The following is a 26,837-nucleotide window of genomic DNA, read 5'->3' on the forward strand; positions in this document are numbered from 1 at the left end:
CAGCGGGTCCTCATAACTTTGGTCTCCACCCGAGCGCAGACCGCAGCAGGCACGAAGCCCGACGACTTTCCGTGGGGCCGTGCCCCCTACCCCGTCCTGGTCGCCGACGCGGCGGGCCTGCTCGTGCAGCGCAATGATGCCGCGCAGGCGCTTCTGCCCGCGGCCCGGCCCGGTGCGCGTCTGGCTGATGTGGTTCCGGCGTGGCTGGCGGCGGCCCACCGGTCGATGCGGCTGCCGGCCCCGCGGGCAGCGTGTGAGTCGGATGTGCCGCTGTCCGGTGTGATCGCGGAGCGGCGTTTCGAGGCGCATCCGAGCGTGGGGGACGACGGCACGGTCGCGTGGTGGCTGGTGGATGACACCGATCACCAGCTGGTGCGTGAGGCCCTGCGCATGGAGCGGGAGCGCACGGCGTTCCTGGCGAAGGCGTCGAGCACTCTGCTGTCCTCCCTCAATCTGGGGCGTTGCATGGACGTGACCGCGCAGATGGCGGCCGAGAACCTGGCCGACGCGGCCCTGGCCATCGCGCCGGCCCGGGGTGAGCGGCTGCCGGTGGTGACGTGCCTGCGCGGCGGCAAGCCCGTCACGTCGCAGGAGACGGTCGACCCCGACGATGTCCCCGGTCTCGGCGAGGCTCTGCGCGGGTTCCCGCCGGTGCCGTCCCGCTGGCTCGACCCGGCCTCGGCGCCGGCGTGGATGATCCCGGAGGGCTTCGGCCCGATCGGGGCCATAGTGATCACTCCGCTGCCCGGGCACGGCGTTCCGGCCGGTGCGCTGGTGCTGCTCCGCAAGGAGGGCAGTGCGGCGTTCACCGAGGAGGAAGAGGTCTTCGCCCGGCTGTTCGCCGCCAGGTCGGGGGCGGCGATGTCGGCTGCCCGCCTGTATGCGGAGCAGACGCAGATCACCGAGGTTTTGATGCGGGAGCTCCTGCCGCCGGCCCTGCATCAGATCTCCGGGGTGGATTTCGCCGGCAGCTACCGGCCCTCGGCCGACCACGAGCGGATCGGCGGGGACTTCTACGACGTGCATCCCTCGACCGTGGAGGGCGATCCGTCGCTGGTGACGCTGGGCGATGTGTGCGGGAAGGGCTTGGAGGCGGCCGTCCTGACGGGCAAGATCCGCAACACCCTGCACGCGCTGCTGCCGATGGCGGATGACCATCAGCGGATGCTGACGCTGCTGAACACCGCGCTGGTGAACTCGCACCACACGCGGTTCGTGACGCTGGTCCTGGCGTCCGCCGTCCGTGAGGGCAGTGGGGTGCGGGTGCGGCTGACCAGTGCCGGCCATCCCGCTCCGCTGATCATCCGGAGGGACGGCACGGTCGAGGAGGCAGACACCCGCGGGACTCTCGTCGGGGTACTGCCGGAGGTCCGCGCCCGCACCACGGCCGTCCAGCTCGGCCCTGGCGAGTCGTGCATCCTGTTCACCGACGGAATCACCGAGGCCAGGGGCGGCCCGCTGGGCGACAGCCAGTTCGGCGAGGAACGCCTCAAGCGCGCCCTGGCCGGATGCGCGGGCATGCCCGCCGAGGGCATCGTCGAGCACATCCAGATGCTGGCCTCCCAGTGGCTCGGCGGGCGCCGTCACGACGACATGGCCGTCGTCGCGATCTCCGCGCCCCGCACCCACCACCTGAGCGCCGTCGACGGCCACACCCGGGGCAGGTACACCGCATGAGCACCAGCACCCCGCCCCGCCACACGGGCAGCGCCCACCTGGCAGACCTCGCCGACCGCCTGTGGAACGCGGTCGAGGACGGCGACGAATACACGGCCACCGACATCGTGGTGCGCGCCTTGGACGACGGCGTCGACCCGGAGGCCGTGCTGCTGGACGTGATCGCCACGGTCCAGGGCAGAGTCGGTGAGGAATGGGCCGCCAACCGCCTCACCGTCGCCCAGGAACACGCCGCCACCTCCATCAACGAGCGCGCCGTCGCAGCCCTCGCCCTGCACCCCGCAGCGCGCACCGCGCCCTCCCGGGGGCGGATCACGGTGGCGTGCGTGGACGGCGAATGGCACGCCCTGCCGGCCCGGCTGGTCGCCGAGGTCCTGAAGCTGCGCGGCTGGCAGGTCGACTACCTCGGCGCGCAGGTCCCCGCCCCGCACCTCATCTCCCACCTGCACACCACGCGGGCCGACGCGGTCGCGCTGTCCAGCTCGATCGCGACCCGGCTTCCCACCGCCCACGCCGCGATCACGGCGTGCCAGGCGGTCGGGGTGCCCGTCCTGGTCGGCGGCGCGGCCTTCGGCCCCGACGGCCAGTACGCCAAGCTGCTCGGCGCCCAGGTGTGGGCGCCCGACGCCCGCGCGGCCGCCGACCGGCTCGCCGAAGGACCACTGCCGCGCCCGCTGGTCGACCATCAGCAGATCGACGATCTGCCGCACCTGGCCGACCAGGAGTACACGATGGTCGCCCGCAGCAGCGCCGGCCTGGTGCGGACGGTGTTCGGGGCTTTGGAGGACGCGTTCCCCGCGATGCGCGGCTACGACGACACGCAGCGCGAACGCACAGCGGAGGACCTCGCGCACATCGTCGAGTTCCTGGCCACCGCGCTCTACCTCGACGACGAGGATCTCTTCACCTGGTTCATCACCTGGACCGCCCAGATCCTCGAAGCGCGCGGGGTGCCGGCGCGGTCCCTGCCGCCGGCGCTCGACCTGTTCGCCCGTGAACTCCGGGACTTCCCCCGGGCAGTGAGCACCCTGCAACGCGGCGTCCGGGCCCTGACCACCGACCGCTCGACCGCCAACGGAACATCCGCATGACGACGCTGCCCGGCCTTCACCTGGCCACCATCGACACCCAGGACACGGTCCGCATAGAGATCACCGGCGATCTCGACTACCAGACCGTGGACCTCCTCCTGGGCGAGGTCACCGACCAGCTGGAAGCCCGGCCGGGCCTCAAGGACCTGCACCTGCATTTCGCGGAGGTCGGCAGCGTCGACTCCATGGGCCTGTCCGTCCTGCTGATGGTCCACCGCCGCACCATCGCGGCCGGGACCCGTCTGCACCTGGACGACCGACCACCGAGCCTGAACCGGCTGCTCGACATCACCGGTACGCTCGACTACCTCACCGCGACGGCCCCCACCCGTGGCGCGGCCTCACAGCACAGCACCACACAGACCCCGCCGACCACGGGGACAGCGCAAGCGGCCCGCCCCACCGGACCGGACAGCACCACCTGAGCCACTGCCCGGCCACCCCCCGGGCAGAAGCACCGACCGGGGAAGTCATGACCGCACCAGACGCCACCCCCAGCAGCCTCTGCACCCACGCCACCGAGGCCGCCAGCACCATCACCGAGCTCCTAGACGTCATGTGGGAACGCGCCAAGGCCACCACCGCACAGGACACCGCGCCCGCCTCCGCCTCCCAACTGCGGCTGATGTATGTCGTCGACCGGCAGGACGGCATACGCATGCGGACCGTCTGCCATCTGCTGGCCTCCTCACCCCCCAACATCAGCCGCATGTGCGACCGCCTCCAGGCCATCGGCTTCCTCGAACGCCTCCCCTGCCCCGACAGCGGACGCGAAATCACCCTCCGCCTCAGCCCCGCCGGCAAAAAGCACCTCCAGCGCATCCGCGAGCAGCGCGAAACCATGCTCCACGAAGCCATCCACAACATGCCCGCAGCCCAACGCCGCGCCCTGACACGAGGTCTCACCGAACTCGCCGCACAACTCACCAGCGGCGACAACGGCACAGAGCACAGCAAGTCCGCCGCCCACTCCGCAGCCTGAACACCGCGCACGCACAGGCTCAGACCGACCCCTCTGGTACCGCAGCCACTCCCGCCATGCATGCATGAGTCGACTACTGCACGTTACGTTCGACGAGGGAGCGGGACAGTATCTGAGGGACGGCGTGTAGGCGTCCTCAGCGACCGGCCGCGGAGGAGAGTACGACATCCACCAGCCGCTCAGCAGCATCCGGACGCCCATGTGACCGAGCCCGCTCGGCCATGGCCCCCCTTGTCTGCGGGTTCGTGAGCAGCGGGCTCACCGCCTCTCGCAGCCGGTCAACCGTCACTTCGCCGAGGAGGGCGATGGCCGCGCCGGCCTGCTCCAGGTGCTGTGCGTTGTGGGCCTGTTCGTTGCCGGCCGAGGTGGCCAGCGGCACGAATACAGCCGCCTTCCCCAAGGCTGTCAGCTCGGCGATCGTCCCAGCCCCGCTGCGGGAGATGACGACGTCGGCCAGAGCGAGCACATCGGGTAGCTCCGCGCCGACATAGGCCGTCAAGTGGTAGCGACCCGCCAGCTCCCGGGGGAGCGCCGCTGTTTGCTGGCGCAGGCCCTTCAAATTGTCGGGTCCGCACTGGTGAATCACGTTGGCATGACCCAGGAGCCACGGCAGCAGCTCAGCGACCAGAGTGTTGATCTGCTGAGAACCCTGCGCACCACCCGTGACGTAGACCGTGGGAAAGCGGCCGTCGAATCCTGCCAGGCCGAGTGTCTCGACGGCCTTTTCCGCATGTCCGGTCAAGACCTCCGGCCTGACAGGGTTCCCCGTGACGACGGCCACCTCGCGCACGGATGCGGGTAGCAGCGTGAGCGTCGACTCCGACGACACGGCCACCCCCCGGGCGGCACCGGCGAGCGTCTTGTTGGCCAGACCGAGGCGGACGGTCTGCTCGTGTACCACGAGAGGGCGATGACAGAGGCGAGTGGCTGCGACGCCCACCGGGACGGCGACGTAACCACCGGTGGCGAGGACCACGTCGGGGGCGAAGCGCGAGATGATCTTGCGGGCCTGAAGGACACCCACGGGCACACGGCCCATGTCCGCCATGTTGGCGGGGGAGATCATCTTGAGCGGGTTGCTGGAGCGGCGGATCTTGCCGACGGCGACGGAGGCGAATGCGATTCCCTCGGCTGCCGCCACACGGGATTCCAGGCTTTCCTCCTGCCCCACCCACAGCACGTCGAGCGTCCTTCCAGCCGCCGCCAGCCGTGCCTTGAGCGCACGCACCGCAGTTAGCGCCGGGTACGTGTGGCCGCCAGTCCCGCCGCCCGTGACGATCAGGCGAAAACCGCGTTCCGGGCCGAACGGAAGACGGTCGATCAGGGCGTCACTGCTCATGGATTAGCTCCCAACCTCAGGACCCGAGGCATGCCCGAGTGCGGCGTGGACAAGACTGGCGTAGCGGAAGCGGAGCGCCCGTGCAGCTCGCTGATTTTACGTCGTAGCGGAGCCTGCCATATGAGGTGCGGAGCGCCCAATTCGCATTGTGCTGGCGGGCGTTGTGCAGTCCACTGCTCATTCAAGTTTGCTTGCGCTCAGTCAGTCTTCTGGAAGCCCTAGAGTCGAAAGCATGAACGTTTCACTTTCGGACGGGCTGGCTCTCGCGGCAGTCACCGCGATCATCGAAGCGAAGGTCCTTGTCGACCGCGTGAGGATCTACATTCCGGGCGCGGTGCATGTGGACCCCGACACGATGAAAGAGGTCCACGACCCGGATGTGGTGCTGTGGGAGGGGCCAGGGGCGCTCTTACCTGACCGCAACCCCGATATCACTCTGCATCTTGCCGATCAGCAGTTCACGCCTGTCGGCGCCGCCGGCCGGTACAAGCTACTCACCCCTGTCTCGGCGCCGACGGCAACGCCGCAGCACCGTGTCACGGTCCTTGCTGGCAGGGACCCGGATGCGGCTGGTCGTGTCTGGTCCGTTCTTGGGGTGGAGAGGTCTAGTCATCCGGTGGTCCGCACGACGTGGCTGGGATACGAGACGACCGCCAACGGAGGGAGTTGACCATGCCGTTCGACATCGCGGCCAAGCGCGCCGAGCTGGAGGCGTGGCTCACCGACACCGTTCGTATTACCCGGAACGCGGAGCCCAGTGTTGTGTACGAGGGGCCCGGAGCATTGTTGTCCACGCATGGGCAGATCGTGTTCGCGCAGATGGTCGGCCTGGATTGGGCAGGGGAGTCGACTGCTTGGTATCAGCTCTTGACTCCGCTCACGGCACCGGCCGCTGAGCCCGGCGACCGGGTCGAGGTGGTCGCGTCCAAGGACCCGAACTCTGTTGTTGCCGGGCGTACTTGGTATTGCGAGGCGCGAACCCAGGGCTCTACCTGGGAAGTGGTCCGTGTCACCAGGCTGGATGAGCAGGGCGGAGGTGTCGGCGCGCTGTGAAGGCGACGGAGAATGGCCCCGAGCTGCGGCAGGTGCGGATCGACGGGCGGGGCGTTACGGCGTCTGTCGAGCTCGACGGTGTCGACATCTCGCGGGACGTGTCCGCGTACACCGTCCAGCAGATCGCAGGCGAACCCGCTCACGTCATCCTCCACCTCAGCGAGTATGCGGGCAGAGCTGTCGATGGTCTGGCCCGTGTTGAAGTCGGGGTGCCCCCGGATCCGGGACCGGCGGCTGCCCAGTTCCTCAGCTCCTTGGACGGCCGCGAACTCGAGCGGGCAGTGCTCGCGCGCCATGATCTACTGGACGGCGAACCGCACGAACTCGGCCGAGGAATGCTGCGGTTGTTGACCGAATGGGCGCGCGGGGAATGGGCTGGATGGGAGCCTGCCGATGCCTTCGCCACTGAACCCACACCCGAATGCGCACCCTGACGCCGGCGTCTACAGCAACGGCGCGCAGATAGCGGCCCAGTTAGACCGCCGGGCTGCACTCACCTTGCCCGCAGCTCTGTCCGTGGTACGGCACTACACGATGCTGCTGGAGACACGAATCAAGGCCCACGCCTCTGGACGCCCGGGACCGAACGCACCGACAGGTGACTACCGGCGCTCATGGACACACACGGTGCAGACATCTGGAGAGACCGTCATCGGAACGGTCGGCACGAACAAGCCCCAGGCCAGGCGCTTGGAGTTCGGTTTCGTCGGTGCTGACTCCCTGGGGCGGATCTACAACCAGCGGCCCTATCCGCACGTCGGGCCAGCGGTGGCGGAGATTCAGCCCCGATTCCTGGCGGGCATGAGAGAGATCGCCGAGGGGCAGTCGTGACGGTCAACGGCCGCCTCGTGGCGCTCGCAGCACAGACGATGCTCGCCACTGCAACCGGACGGTCCTGTGGATACGGCTCTGTGCCTGTGCAGACCGCTCAGCCCACCGGGGCGAACTTGCCCTACTCGGTGCTGTACGAGCTGGGTCAGGACAGCAGTGGCCCAGCATTCGGTGACATGCACGGTGATGCGCGAGTTCTGATTCAGGTCACCAGCGCGGCCTCGTCGGCCGAGCTGGCGTCCGCGCTTGCTGACAAGGTCCGGGCAGGCTTTCTGGGGCGCACCGCCGGCGGTTGGGCGTTCCCCATCACCTTGATCGGCGGTGTAGTCGTGGACCGGGACCTGGACCGGGAGGACGGAACCAGTGTTGCGGGTAGCGTCTACAGTTACGTACAGCGGTTCGCTTTGACGGTCACCACCGTCGGCTGAGCCCACCTCACCGCGGAGGCAAGCGCGGACGCCCGGCCACACGGTACGGGCCGAATCCCCTGTTGGGGACCGGCCGTCGGGCGTGTATCTCCGGTGGTGGTTCCCGGAGAGCGAGATTCCCTGTGTCTCAGCAGAGGTTCATGCGCCGTGGCGTCACGAAGTTCTTCTTCCTGAAGGCGATCGCCGCACCCAGCAGCATTCCCGTCCGCACCGAGCTCGGCGCAGCGAACGGCACGGACCTTTCACCGTTCATCTCGGATGTCGAGGGCTGGGCGTTGGAGAACACGCCGATCGACACCCCCGATATGGCGACCAGCTTCGCCAGCAGCATCCCCGGTGAGGACAAGGCCGACAACAGCAGCTTCACGTTCTACGAAGATCAGGCCGGGGACAACGTGGAGCAGCTCCTGTCGAAGGGCACCACCGGGTTCGTGGTGATCCTCCGCAAGGGCGATGTGGCGGCCAGCCGGTCGATGGACATCTTTCCGGTGCGGGTGGGCTCTCGAGCGGCCACCTACTCGACCGGTGCAGAGCCCGCGAAGTTCAAGGTCGGGTTCTCCATCACGGGTGTGCCGGTTCTCGACGCCGCTGTCCCGGCCGCGGCCTGACGGGGCGAGGTTCCGCATGTCCACGACCTTGCATGAGCCGCCGGCCCAGGCCATTGCCGCCGACGCCCACTGGGCCGCCAAGATGGCCAAGTTGCGCTCCCGGCAGCTCCCGGAACGCGTCATCTCCTTCGTCGACGACAACCAGCTGAAGATCGCTCGGAACGAGGCCGCGTTGAAGTTGGCGGCTGCGCGAGCCCAGGCAGAGACGGCCGCCGACGACCAAGAGGTGCCCGAGGCAGACCGTGACCGGTGGGTGGGCGCGGAGCCGGGGGTGGTTGCTGCCGAGCTGGCGTTGCAGTCCGCTGAGGCAAGGCTGGACGCCGCCACGGTGACGCTGACGTTCAGGGCACTGCCTCGTCCGGTGTGGGAGCAGCTGCTTCGCGAGCATCCGCCGTCGGAGCAGCAGGCCGAGCAGGGCATGGAGTACGACGTCGAGACGTATCCGGCCGCGTTGATCTCCGCTTCGAGCGTCGACGGCATGACGGTCGAGGAGGCACAGGAACTCCTTGACGCATGGGCCGACTCGGAGGCCAAGGCCCTGTTCACGACCGCGCTCATGGTCAACCATCAGCTTCGGGCAGACCTGGGAAAAGGCTGATCTCCGACCCCGGATTCCGCGCCGAGCTGGAGCTGTGCCACACCCACGGCATTCCGCACAGCCAGTTCCTCGGCATCGGCAGCGGAATGTGGACTGCGGCCGACCGGGCCAAGGCCCTCGCATACCTGGCCTATTCGAGGGTGGTGTGTTCCGGGTGCGGCACACGGGCGGCCGAGTGGGAGCCGGAGGCCGGCGGAGACCGGTTCGCCTACGTCACCGACACGTCTCGGTGCCCGGGGTGCGAACTGATCGAAATGGAGCGGGAGCAGGTCCCCGACGGGGCCGAAGGGCGTGGGGTCAAAATCGGGCTGAAGCCCAGAAAGACGGCGTGACATGGCCCCGGGCTACAACCTGTACGTCAACCTGCTCGCCACTACTGGTGGACTGACCGGCGGCCTGCGCCAAGGAGCTGCCCAGCTACGACAGTTCGACGGCCGACTCTCGTCAACTACCTCGCGCCTGAACCAGGTACAGGCAGCCACGCAGCGCCTTGCCCGCGCCCAACAGGAAGCGTCGGCGCAGATGGTCGCCTCACAGGGCCGTGTAGCGCGGGCCACGCAGCAGGCTGCCCAGGCTCAGCGCGAGGTGACGCGAATACAGAGGGCGCAGCAGCTGGCAACGAATCTCACCGCCCGTGCCCAACAAGCACAGGCCGCTGCGGCTTCGAGTGCGGGCGCAGCCCAGGCGACGGCGGCACGCACCGCTGCTGCAGCCCAGGCCGCGCAGGCGCGAGGCGCGGCGAACGCCGCCGCGTTGGGGGAGCGAGCGGCACGCGCCCAGACTGTGGCCGACCGCTACACGCAGGGCACGGCGGCTACGCAACTGCGAGCGGCCCAAGCGACACGGGAAGCGGAGCGGGCCACCCGGCTGGCCACCTCGTCTGCCGGGCGGCTCGCCGACGCGGAAGCACGCGCAGTGAACGCCGTCGCCGCCCGAGACGGCGCCATGCAGCAGGCCGCGCGTACGGCCCGCGCAGCTCAGCGGGCCGAAGCCGACGCTGCGGCGGCTCTGGCAGGAGCCCGTCAGGCGAGCATCGGCCGCTCTCTCCAGGGGGGCCTTGCCCTGGGTGCCGTCCTCGGCGTCGGCGTGCACGCGGCGATTGAGCTGGAGAAGCACATGGCGAACGTCATGACGATCTCCAAGCAGATCACCGCCGACAATGTTCAGCAGTACACGGACCAGATCGTCGAGATGTCGACGCGGCTACCGCAGACCGCATCCCAGCTCGCCGAAGGCCTGTACCAGGTGGTCTCTACGGGCTTCGACGGCGCGCAGGCCATGAGCATCCTGGACGTCGCCGCCAAGGGCGCCAGCGCCGGCCTGACCACCACCGAGACGAGCGCACGCGCTCTGCTCGGTGTCCTGAAGGCGTACGGGCTGGACGCCTCACAGGCCTCCAACGTCATGGACACCATGTTCCAGACGGTGAACGTCGGCGTCGTCTCCTTCGAGGAACTGGCCCAGCAGCTCGGCGATGTGGTGCCCATGGCCGCCGCCGCCGGCGTCACCTTCGAAGACCTTTCCAGCGCATTCGCCGCCGTCACCCTCACCGGCATCCCTGCGGCGGAGACAGCGACGGCGCTCAACATGCTGCTCACGCGGATGATGAAACCGACAGCCGAGCTGCGGAACATGTTCAAGGAACTCGGCTACGAGTCGGCGTCGACCGCGCTCCAACAAGACGGCCTGTACGTCGTCATGGAGAAGATCAGGGCGAAGACCGGCGGCACCGCAGCCGAAATCGTGCCGCTCCTGAAGGACATCAGAGCGGTCCGAGCCGCTCTCGCACTCGGCTCGGCAGATGGCCGCAACTACGCGTCGACGTTCTCCGCGATCTCCGTCGAGACGAACAGGGCCAAGGCCACCCAGAAGGCCTTCGACATCCAGATGGACACCACGGCCGGACAATGGGCGCTCTTCAAGAACCAGGCCTCCGCACTCGGCATCGACCTGGGACGGGCCATGCTGCCTGCCTTGCAGTCGATCGGCACCGCACTGAAGGTTTTCGCTTCAGTCGCCAACGATGCTCCGTCGGGTCTGAAGACGACGGCTGCCTGGCTGATCGCGCTGGGGGCGGCGGCACTGATCGCACGGGCGGGCGTCGAAAAGGTGGGTCTTCAGCTTGCGACATTCAGACAGAACCTGACCGCGATGCGCGCCGGCAGGTCAGCCCTGCCAGTCGCCCTGTCCGGCATGGGCCTTGCTGTGTCCGGGCTGACAGCACTGCTGACGATCGGCACCCTCGCGTACGCGGCGTACGCGGCGTCCAAGCAGCAGGCGAAGGACGCGACGGAGGAGCTCGTCGCGGCTCTGCAATCCGAGCGAGGGCAGGAGGGGGTGGCCGGGGCCGGCATGCGCAAGCTAGCGGAACAGCTCGTCAGCTCCGGCGACCTGGACAAACTGGAGAAGGTCGGCGTCACCGTCGAGCAGGCTGTCGAGGCCATCAAGACCGGCGGGAAGAAGCTGAAGGATCTTCAGGACGACCTCGCGGCCAAGGGGTCAACCTTCTTCGGAGACCCGGGCACCGGAGGCAGCTACACCGTCGACAAGCAACACACACAGGCCATGAAGGTCCTCGAGGACCGGGGTAAGTGGTGGGCTGCCGCCTCCAAGAAGGACGCCGAGATCACGGCTGCCATGGACGCCATGTCGGCGAAGATCCGCGACGCTCAGTCGAACTACAACGGGGCATGGGCCCTCGACAAGCTCATCGCCACCGACAACCAGGGACGACCTCAGTACTCGGATGAGATGAAGGCCCTCGCGAAAGCCGTCGATGACGCGGTCGACCCGTCCCGGGCGTTGAAGGATGCCCAGCAGCAAGTGGCCGACTCGCTGCGGAAGGCTGGCAAGAACGCGGACGACGCGAAAGCTTCTCTGTCCGGCTATATGGATGAGATGCGCAAACAGTCCCAAGCGCAGATCGCCTTCCAGCAGAACATGGGGAAGCTCGCCATGGCTGATGGCGGTGCTTATCAGGGCCTCGTCGACCATTTCGCCACTCTGGGTCGTGAGGGCGCAGGGGTTCTCGATGAGCTGGTGCAGCAGCTCGGCAAGGGCCAGCGGAAGACCGCCGACGAACTGCTGAAGATCGTTGAGCAGGACACTGAGCGCGCCCAGGCGACATACCGGCGTGGCCTGGAGATGCTCCCCGAGATCGCTTCCCGGTATGGGAAAGAGACCGCGAACGCCTGGGCTGAGGCATCGGCGACGAACGACGCCGGCAAGTTCGCTCCGGTCATGCAGCAGATGGCGCTCATCGACCTGGGGAAGGCGGTCAAGAAATCCACTGCGGGGGCCCGCGAGGATCTTCAACGCGGCATGCGCCTGATCGCTGAAACCGCGCAGACGGGCGGCAAGGAAGCGGCCGAGCGGTTCCGCACCGCACTCATGTCCGGTGACATCAGGCAGGCGCAGGACGCTCTGACCGCGATCTGGGGTCCGGACCGGCCCATCAGTGCACCTGATCTGTCGAACGTGGTGACGGCGTTCCGGACAGCGGGAAACCAGGCACAGCATGAATGGTCGGGAATGCTCGAACTCATTCTGCGGGCTGCTGCGGAGAAGGGCCCCGCCGCTGCTTCCGCTCTCACGTCGGCACTGCTGTCCGGTGACATGCAGGCAGTGAAGAACCTGCTGGACGCCATCGGGATCTCCGTCTCCACCATTCCCGACACCAAGCAGGTCACGGTCAACGTGACCACGAACCAGCCCCCGCCGGTGGTCATCTCGATCCTCTACCGACGTGAACCCCTCCCCAACGATGCTGACGGCAACGGGATCTCCGACTACGTGCAGGCGCCGAAGAAGCAGGCGAACGGCGGGCTCCTGGACTTCTACGCCGACGGAGGAGTTCGCGGCCGGAAGGAGAATCACGTTGCGCAGATCGCGCCCGCGGGTTCCTGGAGGGTGTGGGGAGAGCCGGAGACGATGGGGGAGGGGTACGTCCCTTTCAACCCGAGCAAGCGGCCCCGGTCGAGAGCGATCACCGAAGAGATCGTGCGGCGTCTTGGCGGCGATCCGTCCGGCATTCAATGGAACGCCAACGGTGGTGCAAGCAACTGGAGTTACAAGGCGCCGAGCCTGCTGTCGGTGACGGGTCTTGCGAGTGATTCCAGGGACAAGGACGGCAAGTTCGACCTTTCCGTCTTCGCACGCAAGCTGCACGACAGCGTCGGCGTGGCTGCCCGGTGGCGTCGGGACTTGGCCACCGTGGCGTCCCGTGCCGGCGTCGATGTTGCCCGTGCACTGGAGGCGATGGGGGAGGATGGCGTCGACCTGGTCCACAAGATGGCCATCGGCTCCAGGAAGTACGTGGACGCGATGGCAGGTGACCTTCGCCGTCTTGCAGAGACGGCGAAAGCGTCGCTGGCGGACTACACCCGGGAGCTGGGTTCCGCGAACACCGCTAACGCCGCCTTTCAGCGAAATCTGATCAAGCTGGCGGGACTCGGATTCGGTGATCTCGCCTCGCAGCTGGCCGGGCAGAACGACGAGGCTGCCCAGCAGCTCGCCGCCCAGGCGGTGGCCGACCGTGGCAAAGCATCCCGGGCCAACGAGCAAGCGAAAGTGTCGGGCGCCCAGCTCACGGCGGAGGAGACCAGCACGGTCGTCCAGATCGTCGCCGCCGTGACCTCCGACAAGGTCGGTATCCACCAAGCGGCAGACACCACAGGGCTCGGCGAGGACGAGATCATCCGGGTCCTCGCGAAGGCCGGCAGGCAAATTCGGGAAGTTCTCGGCGGTCGTGGCACGAAGCTCCTGGCCGACCTCTCCCGCGCCCAGCAGGGGCTGTCGTACGAGAGAGGAGGCATCCTCACACCAGGCCTGTACGCGACCAGCGGCGGCATCGTCCGCTTTGCCGAGCCCAGCACGGGGGGCGAGGCGTTCATCCCGCTCGGGGCCGCACAGCGCCGCTCGGCCACGGACGTGCTCACGGACGTGGCGGGTCGTTTCGGCTATCAGCTCACAGCGGCTGGCGTGACAGGCCCTGTGCGGCTCACCGACGCCCAGCCGTCGCAAGGGGTGCGGGTTGTTGTCGTTCAGTCACCTGCCGCACTGATCGGCACCCAGACCATCAACGTTGACCGCCCTGGTGCCACCGAGCATCAGATCGCGGAAGCGATCGGATACCAGATACGCCGCGCGCAGAGGGGCGGGGTGCGCCGCTGATGACTGCTTCGCTTTCGGACTTCCAGCACGACCTCGGCGGCCTCCTGATCGGAGCCGGCACGCCGATTTCGATCGCCAACGTCGAGGGACTGGGCCGGGCGCCGGTGCGAACCGGGGACGTGGATCCGCCGCACGAGGACGGGACTTGGCTGGGTGCCGACTACTACAGCGGCCGCACCATCCGGATCGACGCGGCGATCAAGACTCCCGGTGATCCTGCGGCAGCCCTCGACATCCTCGCCATGCTGGAGCGGCTTCACGACGATCCGGCGCTGCGCCTGACAGGGGGCGCGACCACCGCGCTGCGCCTCAAGCTTCCTGGGCGCGAGGTCCGCGTCGTCTACGGGCGGCTGCGCAAGGTCGACGCCGACTTCGAGCGCCTGGTCCACGGCTGGGTCCCGCTCGACATCGAGGTCCTGACAGCGGACCAGCTCTTCTACGCAGACCGACAGGACCAGTTGGTGCTGCCGCTCAGGACGGTCGTCGGCGGTGGGTTCACCGCTCCCGTCGTCGCACCCATTGTCGTCACTCCGGCCCCGGGTGACGCTGCGCGGCCGGGCTGGATCACCGTCGAGGGAACGGCATCCACCTGGCCTGTTCTGCGGATCGACGGACCGTGCGCCAATCCCGTCATCACCCACGTCGAGACCGGCCATGCGCTGCGTCTGGACACCGTCATCGGACGCGATGACTGGGTGGAGATCGACACTCGGCCCACCTGGCGCTCCGTGCTCCGCCGGGACGGCGGCAGCGTGCCCCTGACCGGAGGCCGCCTCGACGTGTTCAGCCTGCCGCCGGGGCGGAGCGAGATCCGCTGGCAGGCCACCGACCCATCCAACCAAGCCCGACTGACCGTCACCTGGCGGCCGGCCTGGCCCACCCTCTGAGGAGCGGCATCATGACCCTTTCCCCGGCCCCCCTGCTCACCAACGGAGCCACCCACAGCGCCCAGTCGTTCCGGATGATGATCCGGGACCTGGCGCGCGGCGGCGAGGGCGTCACCCAAGGAGGCGACCTCAAGGTCAGCCCCCTGGCCGTCCCCGCGGGCGGCGTCCAGATCGGTGACGGCTCCGCCATCATCCAGGGCCGCGCCTCGCCCTGGCAGGGCCACTACTCCGCCTACAACATCGGCAGCGCGACGGTGCAGATCGCTCCCACAGGTGCCAACGCCCGTAATGACTTGGTCGTGTTGCGGGTCCTCGACCCGCAGTACGAGGGCGGCCGCGACCCGGCCAAGGACGCGGTCGTCTTCTTCGACGTCATCTCCGGTGTGCCCCCGGTCTTCGCATCCGTGCCGGCGGGGTACTCCGCCATCCCGCTTGCGCTGATCAACCTCCCGGCCAACACCGGCACAGTGTCGGCGTCGATGATCCGCGACATGCGGCAGGTCGCCAATCCGCGCCGGACCAGCCGGGTCTACACCGCCAGCCCGGGTGCAGACCAGGACTGGCCCGGCAACCCGCAGGGCCAGTGGGTGGCCTGGCCGCCCACCGCCCGCTGGGACATCCAGGTCCCGCCGTGGGCCGTCACCCTGCGCGTGGAGATGACCATCGCGGGCGTCCAGGTGATGAAGGGCAGCGTGTGGGGCGGTAGCGCCGCCAAAGTGGGCTCCCTGCAAGCCCAGTCCGTGTGGTTCGAGACCGGAAGCGCATCCCGGATTCACCTGATCAGCGCCGACACGGTGGCCGTGCCCGCAGCGATGCGCGGCACCACCCAGTCCCTCCAGGCCCTGGTGTCTCTCGACCAGAACAACGCCGGCGTGCTCCAAGCCGACGTCGCCACCACGGCGATCGCGCGCGTCGAATTCGAGGAGGGCATCTACTGATGCCTGCTTCCGACTACCGCTACTTCGCCCAACATCTACTGACCGGCGAGATCCTCGCCTCCGATCTGCCTTTGTCCGATGTGGAGTTCGGACCTGAACTGAACGGTCCCGGCTCATTCACCGGGAAATTGTCGCCACGCTTCGCCCGATCGCTGCCGGAGGCGGTGGACGAGGGCAACACCGCGCTCTACGTCGAGCAGGGTGGTGTTCTGCGCTGGGGCGGCATCCTGTGGCAGGCCACCCCTCAAGACCGCAGCCTGTCCTTGGAGGCGGCCGGCTGGTCCTCCTACCTTCAGCACCGCCACGACATCCACGGCGAACTCGGCGGCCGCGGACCATACGTAAATGCCGACCCCTGCCGGGTGGTCCGCGACATCTGGGCCTACGCACAGTCGATCCCGGACGGCGACCTCGGCGTGACCGTCGATCCGGCTACGTCACCTGCGAAGGTCGGCACTCCGGCCGAGCCCTTGCACTTCTCCTGGTGGGAGGACCCCGTCCTCGGCAACGCACTCGATGACCTGGTCCAAGCTGACGACTCCCCGGACTACACCTGCGACACCGCCTGGGGCCCCGACGGCGCGATCGTGCGCCGCCTGCGACTGGCCTACCCCCGACTCGGCGCCCGCCGCAGTGACGTCTCCTTCGCCAGCGGCATCAACATCCTTGACGCCCCAGCGGTGGCGCGCAGCGCCGACGAGTACGCCAACACCGTCATCGCCACCGGCGCGGGGGAGGGCAGGGCCAAAGGGCGGGTCATCGACTCGGTCCGCGACGGGCGCCTGCGCCTCGAGCACGTCATGGACCTCCCCGACGTCAAGGGCAGCGACATCCTCGCGCAGCGGGCACGCGCCGAGCGGACCCGCCGCCAGACCCGCGGCAGCGTCGACCAGATCCGCATCCGCCCCGCCCACCCCGCCGCCCCGCTCGGCTCGTTCCAGGTTGGCGACGACGTCATGGTCACCGTGCACAACGCGTGGACCGACTGGACCGGGTGGTGCCGCATCACCGGATGGACCGTCCGCACCGGCGGCAGCGACGGCGAGACCGTCACCGTCGACCTGGCGCGCGCCGACAGCTACCACTACGGCTCCGCCGCAGCCTGACCCCATCTCCCCGAAAGGAGCCTCCTGTGCCCGATGACCTGCACCGGCTGGGTGCCGAGATCGCCGATCTCAAGAGGCGGCTCGACCAGCTCACCCGCTCTACCCAACTCGGCTCCTCCTCCATCGAGAACGGCGCCATCCAGGTGTATGACGCTACCGGCTCTCTGCGCGCGGTGATCGGCCAGCAACCGGACGGTACTACCGGTGCCATCCCCGTGAACGGACCGCCGCCGCCGGCCCCAAGCCCTCCGCTCGTCGCGCCGATCATCGGCGGGCTCACCGTCACCTGGGACGGCGGCTGGGCCTCCGCCAACGCGGTCGGAGACTTGGCACGCATCCAGGTCCACCTGTTGACCTCGGCCACCGCCGAGCCCGACCTGCGGAACCCGGACGCGACCATCGAGAGCCAGAGCGGCGCCAGCACCCCGGTGCTGTGCCGCTCCTACGACCCAGTCTGGGTACGGCTGGTCGCCGTCAACACCTCGGGCACACCCGGCCCTGCCAGCATCGCGGTTCAGGGAACGCCGCGTCGCTTGGTCGCCACCGACATGTACGAAGGCACCCTGACCGCCAAAGAGATCAAGGCGGGGTCGCTCACCGTCGACTCGATGGACGTCAACTCCCTGCGCGCGGGCTTGTTCACCGCAGGGTCGGTCACTGCGGACATGCTCACCGCAGACGCCGTCAACGGGAAGACGATCAAGGGTGTCCACATCATCGGCGTGCAGATCGACGGCGCGGTCCTGCGTACCGGTGACTCCGGCAGCCGCGTCGAAATCACCCAGGTCCCAGCGTCCGATACCCAGCCGACCACCGGCCAGGTCCGACTGCTGTCCGGGGCGGCTACCGAAGTGTCACCCGCCGCCCTGTACTCCGCCTACGACGCCGCCACCAATAAGTCCACCTTGAGACTTCAGTCCGCCGAGCTGACGGCTCCAACGCCACCGGGCGCCGCCGCAGTCTCCTTCAGCGGCCCTCCGGTATATCCCGGAGCATCGCTGTCCATGTGGTCAGAACCCAACAAGGGCAGGCTGGAGATGAGCGCCACCGAGATCGTCAGCAACGCCCAATCCACCCTCTTCGGTTCCCTGCCCTTCGACCGCATCGACATCAAAAGCGGCGGCTCCATCAACGCGCGAGACCGGAAAGACCAGCCTGTAGCCGTGTACTTCCACAACCGATTCTTCGTCGACCCCGAAGGCTGGATCGGCCTCTACAACCAGGGTTGGAAGGCGCCGTCCTTGGGTGTCAACTGGGCTCACTGGGGAGCCTCGTTCGACCGGGTGGCATACCGCATTTACCCTGACCGTACGGTCGGGGTTCGCGGCATTCTCAAGCGCACGGCCAAGTCGGCGGCGGTTAACGGCGAGGAGTTGTTCACCGTGCCTGCCGACGCCTGGCCGGCCAACGGCTACACCCAGCAGTTCCCCCTCGTTGTGATGCCTACAGGTGCTCTAGGAACGGCGAGTGCGCTGGTGAGCGTCAACCTCAACCCGAAGACCGGTGCTGTCACCTTCTCCAACATCTCTCAAGCCGCCGGAACCCAGTTGGCCAGCGGCAATGGGTACGTCAACCTCAGCATCCGCTACCCCCTCGACTGACCGGGGCCCTCAACGCAAGGGGCGAGCGATCAACAACTTGGCGAGGTGCCAGACAGTCGTAGACTGCTGGTGGCGTGGGGCCACCGTGTTGAGGAGTGCCGTGTCCGCGCCGACCCAGGACCCCACCCCATGGGAGCTGCTGCGTGCCATGCAGCAGATGCGTGATGACCTACGCGCCGACTTCGCGGTTTTCACCGACCGGTTGACGGAGATGGTCACCAAGATCCAGTACGACGCCGACCGGCGTACGGACGATCTGCGGCTCAAGGCGCTGGAAGGTGAAGTCGCCGAGGTCCGCAGGGATCGGGATCGGGAACGGCTGGAGACGCGGGCGAACCGGCGGTTGGCCATCACGGCATTGATCGCGCCCGTCCTCGTGGGCGTGCTCGTCGCGGTCCTGGTGGGCCAGCTCACTCGGTAGTAACTACCCATATGGCGCGGGGGAGAAGCAGGAACGCGCCTCATGGCAACACCCCTTACATCCGGTCAGGCTCTGTCCGCACTGCGAGCCGCAGGCCTGAACATCGTCGAAGTCAGGGACTGGAAGAACCACAACCGAGCGGGCCACGGCGCCTGGGGTCCGATGAACGGTGTCGTGATCCATCACACCGGCGACTACTCCAGCCAGGCCCAGATGGTCGACCTGTGCTACACGGGCTACTCCGGCCTGCCGGGCCCGCTGTGCCACACCGTGATCGACAAGTCGGGCACCTGCCACATGGTCGGCTGGGGCCGCGCCAACCACGCCGGCCTCGGCGACGATGACGTCCTCCAGGCCGTCATCGACGAACGAGCCCTGCCCGCCGACAACGAGGCGAACACCGACGGCAACAGCCGCTTCTACGGCACCGAACTGATCAACTCCGGTGACGGCAACGATCCGTGGCCCGAGACCCAGGTGGACGCAGCGGCCCGCTGGGCCGCCGCGCTGTGCCGGGCCCACGGCTGGAGCGAGCGGTCCGTGATCGGCCACAAGGAATGGCAGCCCGGCAAGCCCGACCCCTCCTTCTCCATGAACGACTTCCGCGCCCGCGTCGCGCGCTACCTCAACGGCGGCTCCTCCGGCGGAAAGCCGACCCCGAGCCTTCCTGCGTTCCCCGGCGCCTCGGCGTTCGGGAACGGCAAGGTCAACGACTCGATTCTTCTTCTCGGCCAGCAGCTCGTACGCAAGGGATACGGCCGCCACTACAGGGTCGGCCCCTCCCGGGACTGGGGCGAGGCCGACCGCCAGAACACCGAGGACTTTCAGCGCGCCCAGGGCTGGACCGGATCCGACGCCGACGGCTACCCCGGCCCGGAAACCTGGCGCCGACTCTTCAACTGACCCCACCCCCTGAACAAGGAGCACCGCATGAATGTGTACGCCTCACTGCTGCGCACGGGGGTGCCCGCTGCAGTCGGCTGGCTCATCGCCGTGGCCCTGCGCCATGGAATCGACCTCGATGAGACGGCCGTGACCGGCGTCCTCACGCCCATGGTCACCTTCGCTTACTACGCGGTCTTCCGTCTCGCCGAGGAGCACCTGTCGCCGCGCTTCGGCTGGCTTCTGGGATACGCGCGACCGCCGAAGTACGAGGCGGCCCCGTATCCGCTGCCTCGCGTCTGATCGCAGCGGTCGAGAACAACTAGGGCCCTGTCTCCCAGAGCTGAGGCCGGGTGCGACTTGGGTCTGGAACGTAGGACTGGCCTCCGGCTGGTGCCGGAGGCCAGTCCGCTGCGTGATCGTCTGCGGGGTGCCGGTCAGCTGAGAGTGTTCAGCATCGCTTCTTCGACGTGGTCGGCGGCGTTGCGGTGGCCGCGGGCGTTGGGATGCACGACGGACAGCTGGTCGGGGAGGGTGACGAAGCCTTCGACCCACTTGGTGTCGTCGCAGACGCTGTGGCCCTGGGAGGAGGCGTAGAGGTCGACGAAGCTGGCGGAGTCCTGGGTGCCGGTGGAGTCGGCGATGGCCTTGTTGAGGGGCTCCAGCACGTCGGTGCGCAGCCAGGCCAGGTCACCCTGGGCGATCGTGCCGAACTGGGTCAGGTCGCCGAAGTTGCACTTGGAGGCGTCCTGGGGGATGACCGTGGGATAGCCGACAGCCAGGATCTTCGCCTTCGGGGCGCGCTCGTGAAGCACGGTGAGCATCCGGTCATATTGTTTACGGACCGTCTTCAGCCGGGCGGGGACGCCGGCGGCCAGGGCGTCCTTGCACGGGGTGCCCTTACCTTCGTGTTCGCCGCCGAGCTGCGCGCACTTGGTGAGGAACTCGGCGAAGCCGAGGGTATTGCCGCCCACGCCGACGGTGATGACGTCCGTGTCCGCGCTTACCGCCTCGGACTGAGGGGGCACTGCGGGGAAGGGGTAGTCGGGGTCCTCGGAGATGGGCGGCAGGTGGCGGCCGATCGGGTTCTGGGGAGTGTCGGTGACATCGGCGATGGTGGCGGCGCCGCAGCTGACGTTGGTCAGCTCGAACAGCCCGCCGAGATCGCGGTCGATGACCTGGGGGTAGGACCGGTCGGTGCGGTCACATCCGTCGCGCGGTACCTCGAAGGTGTCGCCCGCGGCCCGGATGACCCCGGCGGTGTATGAGTCACCCAGGGCGACCCACGCTTGCTGCTCGGCCGCGGCGGCGGGGTGCGCCCCGGCGAACTGCGCGGGGACAACGGCGCCTGCGGCGAGAGCTGCGGCCGAGCCGAGCAGGGCCAGACGAGTACGGAAGCGGGCCACGAATCCTCCATGGATACGGCGTTGACGTCGGCTCGACCCTAGAGGGGCAGTCACTCGTTGCACTAGATCCGATACTGAGAGTCACCTCTTATGGTGAGTGCGCCCCCCACAGGTGACTGGCATCGGTGCCAGGGCCCGCCTGCCGGCCATCCGCGCATCTACCACCGGCTCTGATCCGTCCTTGCGGCCACACGGAGGAGTCCGGTGCGTGCGAGATCCAGCGCGCCGTTCCGCGCCATGGCGCCCGCCACGAACGATCTCGGTGGCAGGTCGCATGGCGAGGTGACGCCGACCGCGGTTCGGCGCATGCTCGCGGCTTTGACCGGTCATGCTTGTCGGCGGATTCTGGGCGGCGTGCAGGCTGAGTGGGCCGCGTGCGACCGATCCTCAGGCCAGCAGCGACTTCAGCATCGCGTTTCGAGTGAAGATCATGAGGCATCGGCCCGCACTGCCGGTGGAGGAGGGCGTGGTCAAGTGGGAGGGTCGCCTGCCCTGGCACCGCCGTTCAGGTCGCACCACGGCGGCCTCCGTTCGGCACTTCCAGGCGAGGGCTTCCAGCGTCCGGCGGTGGTCAGTCCATCGACGTCCCCGCACCGGGTCCGCCGGCATCAACGGACCTATCCGCACCCACATCTCATCCGTGATCACCAACCGAACAGACACGTCCGATCAATTCTCCAGTCAATCAAGGAGACCTGCTCTAGGGCGTGTCTTTCGGATCTTGTCGGGTAGGCGAGGAAGGTCGGGCACCCGGTCAGATCCGAAGGCGAAGGCCTAGCACAGGCGGCTGACCGGGACGCGAAATTTTGTAGGTATGGGGTCGGCGATGTTTGGGGCCATGCCATGATCGTCTCTAACTGACGATCCTTTGGAGGAACTCATGTCCCCTGCTTCCGGCGCCGTTCAGATCTTCCTCGACCGCGACTTCAAGGGCGCCAGCGCGACCCTTGACGAGGGCTCCTACGACGTCAACCACCTGCAAGCGGGGGCGGTCGGCAACGACGCCATCAGCTCGCTGAAGGTGGCGGACGGCTACGAGGTGACGGTCTACAAGGACGCCGGCCTGAAGGGTGACAGCAAGACCTTCACGGCCGATGCCGCCGCGCTCGGCGAGTTCAGCGACACGATCTCCTCCCTGAAGGTCACCAAGAAGGGCGTGGTCGCTCCGGCCCCGCGAAGCAGTGTCCCGCGTATCCAGTTCCGCTACCCCGACGGTGCCCTCGTCCCGCAGGACATCATCGCCCCCCTGGGCTAGGAACTTCTCTTAAGGGATCAGCGGGCGGACCAGGTGAAGATGCCTGCGATGTAGAGTCCGGCCTGGAAGACCGTGGCGGTCTTCTCGTAGCGGGTCGCGAGACCACGCCAGTTCTTCAAGCGGTTGATGCACCGTTCGACGGTGTTGCGCCGCCTGTAGGCGTACCGGTCAAAGGCAGGTGGCCTGCCGCCGTTGCGGCCCTTTCGCTTGCGGTGGGCGACCTGGTCGGCGGGCTGCGGGATCACCGCCCGGATCCCACGCCGACGCAGGTGTTCGCGGATCGCCTTCGACGAATAGGCCTTGTCCGCCAGAACCATGTCCGGACGGGTACGTGGCCGACCGACCGGGCGAGGCACCCGTATGCGAGCCATGACGTGCTCGAACGCGGGCGCGTCCCCTGCCTGGCCCGGCGTGAGGTAGAAGCACAGCGGGCGGCAACGCCCGTCCGCTGCAAGGCAAGGTGGACCTTCGTGCTCAGCCCGCCGCGGGAGCGCCCGATCGCATGGTGAGCGGGTTCACCGGCCGGGGCCCCTTTTTACGGGCCCCGGCCGCGTGCTGGTGCACACGTACAACGGTGGAGTCGACCGCGACCACCCACTCGATGTCACCTTCGGCGTCTGCCTGGGCGAGCAGGGCGGTGAACACCTTCTCCCATGTCCCGTCGATTGCCCAGGTCCGCAGCCGCGTGTAAACACCCTTCCACGAACCGTACTTCTCCGGCAGACGGACCCACTGGGAGCCGCTCTGGAACTTCCACGCGATCGCGTCGATCACCTCGCGGTGGTCACGTCACCGGCCGCCCCGCTTCGGCGTCCGGTCCGGCAGCAACGGCTCTATCCGCGCCCACTGCGCGTCGGTCAACGGCACGCCGGACCAACGATCCGATGATCCGAAAGAAACGGCCTAGGACCGTGACATGGAAGAAGGCCCCCCGCCTCGCAGCGGGGGGCCTTCGACCTCTTGGAGCACTCACCGTAACAGGATCCGCCGGGGGTGCGAACCCCCAACCTCTCCTTGGTTACAATCTATGTGCACCACTGTGGCGACCGGGAGGCGATGGAGTGGCAGGCGAGGACAGGGCGGCGGCGAGGAAGCCGTATCTGGCTGGTGGGGCGGAGTTCGCTGCGCTCTACAACGTGAAGCGGCTTCAGGTCAGCCAGTGGATCAGCAGGGATCAGACGCTCGGCTACCGATACTCCAAGATCATCAGTGGCTCGCCCTACTGGCTGCTCCAGTTCGTGAAGGGCTTCGGCGAGACCACGCCCCGCCCAAAGCACCTCAACGAGGCTGAACTCGCCCGCCTGGTCAAGGAGCAGGATCCGGGATATTGGGTTGGTGAAGTCGACCAACTCCCCCCGCTGGTAGGGCAGACGGAGCTGGTGGCTCTGTTCGGGCTGCCGTCGACTGCGCTGCTCCGGAAGGCTGTGACCACCGGTCGCCTTCGCCCCTCTGACTACACGCTCTCCGGTTCGCCGATCTGGCTGCTGGAGTCGGTGGTCGAAGATGCTCCGGCGCTTCAGCAGGGCGCGCGTACTGTCGATTGGTCGCTCGATGAGGGTGTTCTTGCGGCTCTTCGTGCGGGGACTTACGACGGTCCGGGGGCAAGGATCATCCCGCGCGGACCCGCCGCGAAGCAGGACAAGTAGCGTTGTTTTATGGCTAGTTGATATTGATCCAACCCCCTTATGCATATAGAATGGAAGTGCACTCGATGGGGGTGCGTAGCTATTGCCTTGGGGGTGTCGTGCGGCTAGTCGGCATTGCGGGATGGTGCCGCTCGCGCGGGCCGCCGGTGCTCGCGATTGCTGTTGTCGATCGACATTCGCCACACCCAGAGATAGATTCCAACACTCCAGAGTGTTCGTACTATCTCTGAGGGGGGACTTTGCCGACTCAGCAGCAACCGTTGTTCGGCCTCGAAGACATCCAGCTCGTACGCCATCCCGAAAACGTCCGTGACCTGACCATCCAGCAGCGGTTCGAGGCATTCCACGCCCTCAATCCCTGGGTGCTCCGCGAGCTGACGGGGATGACGGCGGACTGCGCGCAGAAGGGGTTCAGCCGCATCGGGATCGGGATGCTCTTCGAGCTCCTGCGCTACCGATACGGCGCCGCGACCCGAGGCGACGAGTTCGCGCTGAACAACGACTACCGCTCCCGGTACGTCCGGCTCCTGCTGGCCGAGCACCCGGAGTGGACCCCGCTCTTCGAAGTCCGCGCCCTGCGTGCGGACTGACACGACCTCTTGGAGCCATACCGTGAACGCACCCGTGGGCGCCGGAAAGCCGCCCGCCGCCAAGCTCAAGACCCGCAAGCCGACTGGCATCGTCCCATGGCCCCTCCTCCTCATAGAGGGAGAGGAAGGCGCCGGCAAGACCTACTCGGCGGCCCAGTTCTCCAGCAGCGACCGCATCGGCCAGATGTACTGGATCGACCTCGACGAGGGTTCGGCCGACGAGTACGCGGCCATCGAGGGCACCAACTATTTGATCATCGAGCACGACGGAACTTACCGGGACATCCTCGAGCAGGTTGAGGCCGTGCACGCTGAAGCTCGGCGTGCGGCGGCGGCAGGGGAACCGCCGGTGGTGCTCACCATCGACTCCGGGTCCGCTCTGTGGCGCATGCTCACCAACTGGACCTACGAGCGGGGCCGTAGGACGCAGAAGAACCGCGCACTGCTGCGCGATGACCCGGACGCGGCGTACGACATCGGCCGGAACCTTTGGAACGACGCGCTGGAGCGGTGGAACAGGATCATCTACCTGCTGCGCACCCTGCCGGGCATTTCCATCGTCTTGGCTCGCGGCAAGCAGGTCAGCGCGACGGACGACAACGGTCAGCCGATCCGGAACATGAGCGAGTGGAAAGTCTCGGCTCAGAAGGACCTGGGCTTCGACTCGACCTGCTGGGTGCGGATGAAGCGTGGTGCCGACCCACAGGTCATCAAGGTGCGGTCACTGCGCGTCCGTGTCGAGCAGAAGAAGCCCCTGACGCTTCGGGACTTCAGCATCGAGGACCTGGTCTTCAACAAGCTCGGCTGCTCGGTCGAATCCCAGCCGCGCATCATGCCTGCACTCACTGGTGACCGGGTCCAGCCATGGCTGGCCCGCGTCGCCGACATGAAAGACAAGGAAGCTCTCGCCGCACTGTGGCGCTCAGTTCCCGACCCTGCCAATCGCCTCGGCCGGGAAGAGATCGCCACAGTGCGTGCGGCTGCCGAGCAACGGGCGGCCGAACTGGACAACCCGAACCCGGAGATGGGCGAGGGCCCGCTGAGCGATGCCGACAAGCTCCGTGCCGCCGCCAAGCGGAAGGCCGCCGAGCAGGACGCGGACGCCGAGCAGTGACCGGCCCGCACCCATCTCTTGGAGAACTCGCATGTCCGTAGCCACCATCGTTGCCGGCGTCGCACCTTCCATCTGGGACGCCGCTCATGACGTCGACGCCCGCCGCCCCCGCTCCCTTCAGACGCAACTCGGCGCATCCGACACCGTGTGCGGCCGACGTGCCGCCTACATACTGCACGGCACCACGCCGACTGATCACGCCGACAAGCGGGCCGCGATCCTCGGCACATTCATCCACCACGGCCTGCTGGAGTCGGCGCGCACGGAGTACGGGTGGCTGGTTGAGCGCAGTGTCCAGGACCACTTGATCCGGGGGCACGTCGATGTCGTCCAGCTCGATGCGACGACAGCCGAGCGTCTGCCTGTCCGGCACAGACCCGTGGTATCCGCCGACGTGCTCACCGTGGAGGACGTGAAGACGAAGTCGACCTACCTGTGGGACCGGGTGCTGCGCTATGGCGCCACTGCCGCCGAACTGCGGCAGGTATATCTCTACGCCGGCGCCCTGTACGAGGAGGGGTTCGAGGACGTCCCCGGCCAGCGGTACCTGTCACGCCTGGGGCCCCTGGACATCGGCCGTATCCGCTTCCGCTTCATCAACCGCGACAGCGGCGCGGAGCACATCCAGGAGATCGAATTCGATCCCCAGCGTGCTGCCGAGGCCCAGTGGTGGGTGGAGCGCGTGCGCGAGTCCACCGCCCCCGAAGAGATGCCGCGCGACTTCGACGGGCCAGGACTCGACGCGATCTGCGACTACTGCCCGTTCCGCTCCCTGTGCTGGCCGGGAACGGCCCCGGGTACGCCTGAGCAGACAGCCCTCATTCACAACGACGCCGACCGTGAGCAGGCACTCATCGACTACGTGAAGGGGCACGAACTCGCCAGCGACGGCGACCGGATCAAGAAGCTTGCACGCAAGAAGCTGGACGGCTCCCCAGCTGGGATCTACGGGCCCAACCGACTGTCCTGGCGTGGCGGGAACGACGAGGAGAAGGACGACGTGGGGGCCATGGCTGCCCTGCACGAGGCCGCCGGTATCCCCGTGCCGATGAAGCCGGACGCGGACCGCATGGTCAAGAACCTCACGGCGGCCGGGCTGCCCGTCCCGCGGCGGAAGACCGGAAAGAGAACGGCTCCGGTCATCAATGTCGCGCCGTCCTGACGCGGACCCGAACTCCTTAGCCCCGCCCGTGAGTCACGGGCGGGGCGCCC

General features: G+C 67.7%; 26 protein-coding genes and 2 pseudogenes. 24 read left to right on the forward strand and 4 right to left on the reverse strand.

From position 1 onward, the window contains the following. Positions 1–18: 18 nt before the first annotated feature. The 4 genes from ACFYZA_RS09350 to ACFYZA_RS09365 are packed head-to-tail and all read left to right on the forward strand — an operon-like array spanning position 19 to position 3,750. Complete coding sequence (locus tag ACFYZA_RS09350; RefSeq protein WP_388488765.1) at positions 19–1,677, forward strand: PP2C family protein-serine/threonine phosphatase; 1,659 nt, start codon at positions 19–21, stop codon at positions 1,675–1,677. Further along, positions 1,674–2,768, forward strand: a complete 1,095-nt coding sequence (locus ACFYZA_RS09355; protein WP_388488767.1) for a B12-binding domain-containing protein — start codon at positions 1,674–1,676, stop codon at positions 2,766–2,768. Before ACFYZA_RS09350 ends, ACFYZA_RS09355 begins: the two co-directional genes overlap by 4 nt. Then, positions 2,765–3,193: an STAS domain-containing protein gene (locus ACFYZA_RS09360; protein ID WP_388488770.1), complete on the forward strand. Its 429-nt coding sequence runs from the start codon at positions 2,765–2,767 to the stop codon at positions 3,191–3,193. The genes ACFYZA_RS09355 and ACFYZA_RS09360 overlap by 4 nt, the downstream gene beginning before the upstream one ends. A 47-nt stretch (positions 3,194–3,240) precedes the next feature. After that, entirely contained in the window at positions 3,241–3,750 is a 510-nt protein-coding gene (locus tag ACFYZA_RS09365; protein ID WP_388488773.1) for a MarR family winged helix-turn-helix transcriptional regulator, read from the forward strand. 136 nt (positions 3,751–3,886) lie between these two features. Here the strand turns inward: ACFYZA_RS09365 and ACFYZA_RS09370 are convergent, their stop codons facing one another. After that, positions 3,887–5,089 (reverse strand): glycosyltransferase, encoded by a 1,203-nt coding sequence (locus tag ACFYZA_RS09370; RefSeq protein WP_388488776.1) that lies wholly within the window; start codon positions 5,087–5,089, stop codon positions 3,887–3,889. Between the two features lie 232 nt (positions 5,090–5,321). On the opposite strand from ACFYZA_RS09370, the gene ACFYZA_RS09375 reads away from it, so the two are divergent. The 15 genes from ACFYZA_RS09375 (at position 5,322) to ACFYZA_RS09445 (ending at position 19,917) form a co-directional block, all read left to right on the forward strand. Continuing rightward, on the forward strand, positions 5,322–5,759 hold the full coding sequence (locus ACFYZA_RS09375; protein ID WP_388488778.1) for a DUF6093 family protein: 438 nt from the start codon (positions 5,322–5,324) through the stop codon (positions 5,757–5,759). Between the two features lie 2 nt (positions 5,760–5,761). Then, on the forward strand, positions 5,762–6,142 hold the full coding sequence (locus ACFYZA_RS09380) for a DUF6093 family protein (RefSeq protein WP_388488781.1): 381 nt from the start codon (positions 5,762–5,764) through the stop codon (positions 6,140–6,142). Beyond that, positions 6,139–6,576 carry a hypothetical protein gene (locus ACFYZA_RS09385; protein ID WP_388488784.1) on the forward strand — a complete coding sequence of 146 codons (438 nt, stop codon included), beginning with the start codon at positions 6,139–6,141 and terminating at the stop codon, positions 6,574–6,576. Before ACFYZA_RS09380 ends, ACFYZA_RS09385 begins: the two co-directional genes overlap by 4 nt. Then, complete coding sequence (locus tag ACFYZA_RS09390) at positions 6,536–6,973, forward strand: HK97 gp10 family phage protein (protein WP_388488786.1); 438 nt, start codon at positions 6,536–6,538, stop codon at positions 6,971–6,973. Before ACFYZA_RS09385 ends, ACFYZA_RS09390 begins: the two co-directional genes overlap by 41 nt. Beyond that, positions 6,970–7,401: a hypothetical protein gene (locus tag ACFYZA_RS09395; RefSeq protein WP_388488788.1), complete on the forward strand. Its 432-nt coding sequence runs from the start codon at positions 6,970–6,972 to the stop codon at positions 7,399–7,401. The genes ACFYZA_RS09390 and ACFYZA_RS09395 overlap by 4 nt, the downstream gene beginning before the upstream one ends. 140 nt (positions 7,402–7,541) lie before the next feature. Continuing rightward, on the forward strand, positions 7,542–8,009 hold the full coding sequence (locus tag ACFYZA_RS09400; RefSeq protein WP_388488791.1) for a hypothetical protein: 468 nt from the start codon (positions 7,542–7,544) through the stop codon (positions 8,007–8,009). 16 nt (positions 8,010–8,025) lie between these two features. Beyond that, the gene (locus tag ACFYZA_RS09405; RefSeq protein ID WP_388488793.1) at positions 8,026–8,607 is read left to right on the forward strand and encodes a hypothetical protein; all 582 of its coding nucleotides are present in this window, start codon (positions 8,026–8,028) and stop codon (positions 8,605–8,607) included. Positions 8,608–8,940: 333 nt separating this feature from the next. Continuing rightward, on the forward strand, positions 8,941–13,779 hold the full coding sequence (locus tag ACFYZA_RS09410) for a phage tail tape measure protein (protein ID WP_388488795.1): 4,839 nt from the start codon (positions 8,941–8,943) through the stop codon (positions 13,777–13,779). Further along, on the forward strand, positions 13,779–14,666 hold the full coding sequence (locus ACFYZA_RS09415) for a phage distal tail protein (protein ID WP_388488797.1): 888 nt from the start codon (positions 13,779–13,781) through the stop codon (positions 14,664–14,666). The genes ACFYZA_RS09410 and ACFYZA_RS09415 overlap by 1 nt, the downstream gene beginning before the upstream one ends. A gap of 11 nt (positions 14,667–14,677) precedes the next feature. Beyond that, positions 14,678–15,604, forward strand: coding sequence for a hypothetical protein (locus ACFYZA_RS09420; protein ID WP_388488799.1), 927 nt, complete (start codon positions 14,678–14,680; stop codon positions 15,602–15,604). Further along, positions 15,604–16,710 carry a hypothetical protein gene (locus ACFYZA_RS09425; protein WP_388488802.1) on the forward strand — a complete coding sequence of 369 codons (1,107 nt, stop codon included), beginning with the start codon at positions 15,604–15,606 and terminating at the stop codon, positions 16,708–16,710. Before ACFYZA_RS09420 ends, ACFYZA_RS09425 begins: the two co-directional genes overlap by 1 nt. A gap of 26 nt (positions 16,711–16,736) precedes the next feature. After that, complete coding sequence (locus ACFYZA_RS09430; protein ID WP_388488804.1) at positions 16,737–18,311, forward strand: hypothetical protein; 1,575 nt, start codon at positions 16,737–16,739, stop codon at positions 18,309–18,311. A 100-nt stretch (positions 18,312–18,411) separates the two neighbouring features. Next, the gene (locus ACFYZA_RS09435) at positions 18,412–18,732 is read left to right on the forward strand and encodes a hypothetical protein (RefSeq protein WP_388488806.1); all 321 of its coding nucleotides are present in this window, start codon (positions 18,412–18,414) and stop codon (positions 18,730–18,732) included. A gap of 42 nt (positions 18,733–18,774) precedes the next feature. Further along, entirely contained in the window at positions 18,775–19,635 is an 861-nt protein-coding gene (locus ACFYZA_RS09440) for a peptidoglycan-binding protein (protein ID WP_388488808.1), read from the forward strand. Between the two features lie 27 nt (positions 19,636–19,662). Continuing rightward, positions 19,663–19,917: a hypothetical protein gene (locus ACFYZA_RS09445; RefSeq protein ID WP_388488809.1), complete on the forward strand. Its 255-nt coding sequence runs from the start codon at positions 19,663–19,665 to the stop codon at positions 19,915–19,917. 134 nt (positions 19,918–20,051) lie between these two features. On the opposite strand, the gene ACFYZA_RS09450 is transcribed toward ACFYZA_RS09445, so the two are convergent. Both ACFYZA_RS09450 and ACFYZA_RS09455 read right to left on the reverse strand, forming a co-directional pair. Then, positions 20,052–21,020: an SGNH/GDSL hydrolase family protein gene (locus ACFYZA_RS09450; protein ID WP_388488812.1), complete on the reverse strand. Its 969-nt coding sequence runs from the start codon at positions 21,018–21,020 to the stop codon at positions 20,052–20,054. 528 nt (positions 21,021–21,548) lie between these two features. Beyond that, positions 21,549–21,683, reverse strand: a pseudogene (locus ACFYZA_RS09455) (transposase); the annotation flags it as partial. A gap of 217 nt (positions 21,684–21,900) precedes the next feature. Here ACFYZA_RS09455 and ACFYZA_RS09460 point away from each other — a divergent pair. Continuing rightward, positions 21,901–22,275: a hypothetical protein gene (locus ACFYZA_RS09460; RefSeq protein ID WP_388488814.1), complete on the forward strand. Its 375-nt coding sequence runs from the start codon at positions 21,901–21,903 to the stop codon at positions 22,273–22,275. A gap of 17 nt (positions 22,276–22,292) precedes the next feature. Here the strand turns inward: ACFYZA_RS09460 and ACFYZA_RS09465 are convergent. After that, positions 22,293–23,142: pseudogene (locus ACFYZA_RS09465) on the reverse strand (IS5 family transposase). Between the two features lie 194 nt (positions 23,143–23,336). Between ACFYZA_RS09465 and ACFYZA_RS09470 the strand changes: the two are divergent. From ACFYZA_RS09470 to ACFYZA_RS09485, 4 genes are all read left to right on the forward strand, one after another. After that, the gene (locus ACFYZA_RS09470) at positions 23,337–23,921 is read left to right on the forward strand and encodes a hypothetical protein (protein WP_388488817.1); all 585 of its coding nucleotides are present in this window, start codon (positions 23,337–23,339) and stop codon (positions 23,919–23,921) included. 239 nt (positions 23,922–24,160) lie between these two features. After that, on the forward strand, positions 24,161–24,511 hold the full coding sequence (locus tag ACFYZA_RS09475; RefSeq protein WP_388488820.1) for a hypothetical protein: 351 nt from the start codon (positions 24,161–24,163) through the stop codon (positions 24,509–24,511). 22 nt (positions 24,512–24,533) lie between these two features. Next, a complete protein-coding gene (locus tag ACFYZA_RS09480; RefSeq protein ID WP_388488822.1) occupies positions 24,534–25,625 on the forward strand; it encodes an AAA family ATPase in 1,092 nt (363 codons plus the stop codon). 31 nt (positions 25,626–25,656) lie between these two features. Then, positions 25,657–26,787, forward strand: coding sequence for a PD-(D/E)XK nuclease family protein (locus ACFYZA_RS09485; RefSeq protein WP_388488824.1), 1,131 nt, complete (start codon positions 25,657–25,659; stop codon positions 26,785–26,787). The last annotated feature ends 50 nt before the right edge of the window (positions 26,788–26,837 follow it).

The sequence above is a fragment of the Streptomyces sp. NPDC001828 genome (genome assembly GCF_042892175.1).
Lineage (GTDB): Bacteria > Actinomycetota > Actinomycetes > Streptomycetales > Streptomycetaceae > Streptomyces.